Source organism: Streptomyces sp. NPDC054847 (assembly GCF_053610925.1).
Window position 1 is genome coordinate 1 of record NZ_JBSGZJ010000787.1, and the last position, 1,200, is coordinate 1,200.

Below are 1,200 nucleotides of genomic sequence, written 5' to 3' on the forward strand. Positions count from 1 at the left end.
TGCAGCGCGGCGCTGCGCACACCGATCACCCGCGCACCGTCCTCGACGGACAGCGCACCGGCCACCACCGCGGCCGCCACCTCACCCTGCGAATGACCCACCACCGCGGCCGGCTCCACACCCAGCGACCGCCACACCGCCGCCAGCGCCACATACACCGTGAACATCACCGGCTGCAGCACATCCAGCCGCGACCACTCCTCCACGGACCCTTCCCGCAGCAGGCCTTCCACCGAACGGTCCAGATACGGCGCCAGCGCCTCATCGCACTCACGCACCGCGTCGGCGAACGCCTGCGACTGATCCAGCAGTTCGCGCCCCATTCCGGCCCACTCGCTGCCCTGGCCGGGGAAGACGAACACGACCTGGCCCCGCTCCCCCGCCGAGCCTTCGGCGACGTCCGGGTGGGGCAGGCCGTCGGCGAGGGTCCGCAGGGCGTGGGCGAGGGCGGTCGTGTCGTCGGCGACGACGCCCGCGCGTTCGGTGAAGTGGGTGCGGGCGGTGGCGGCGGTGGCGGCGATGTCCCGCAGGGGCGTGTCGGGGTGGGCGGCCAGCCAGTCGGCCCAGCGTCCGGCCTGCTCGCGCAGCGCCGCCCGGCTCGTGCCGGACAGCACCACGGGCGAGGGCGCGGGTGCCGAGGGCTCGACCGTCGTGGCGGGGGTGGGTGCTTCTTCGATGACGACGTGGGCGTTGGTGCCGCTCAGGCCGAAGGAGGAGACGCCGGCGCGGCGGGTGCGCTCGCTCTTGGTCCAGGGCTGCGGCTGCTGAAGGAGTGTCAGGCCGCTGGTGTCCCAGTCGATGTGGGGGCTGGGTTCGTCGGCGTGCAGGGTGCGGGGCAGTGTCTCGTGCTGGAGGGCGAGGACCATTTTCATGACGCCGACGACGCCGGCGGCGGCCTGGGTGTGGCCGATGTTGGATTTCGAGGATCCGAGGAACACCTGGCGTGTGCCGAAGACTTCGGCGAGAGCGCCCGCTTCGATGGGGTCGCCCAGCGAGGTGCCGGTGCCGTGGGCCTCGATCGCGTCGATGTCGGCGGGGGTGAGGCGGGCGGCGGCCAGGGCGTCGCGGATGACGCGCTGCTGGGAGGGTCCGTTGGGGGCGGTCAGGCCGTTGCTGGCGCCGTCCTGGTTGACGGCGGAGCCGCGGATCACGGCGAGGACGCGGTCGCCGTCGCGTTCGGCGGCCGACAGACGCTTGAGC

The 1,200-nt window shown here is 73.4% G+C and carries 1 protein-coding gene; it reads right to left on the reverse strand.

Annotated features, from left to right (window positions below; translation table 11 throughout):
• Nucleotides 1–1,200 (reverse strand): acyltransferase domain-containing protein (locus tag ACWGH4_RS35240; RefSeq protein ID WP_453467996.1); only part of this gene is annotated, 1,200 nt, incomplete at both ends.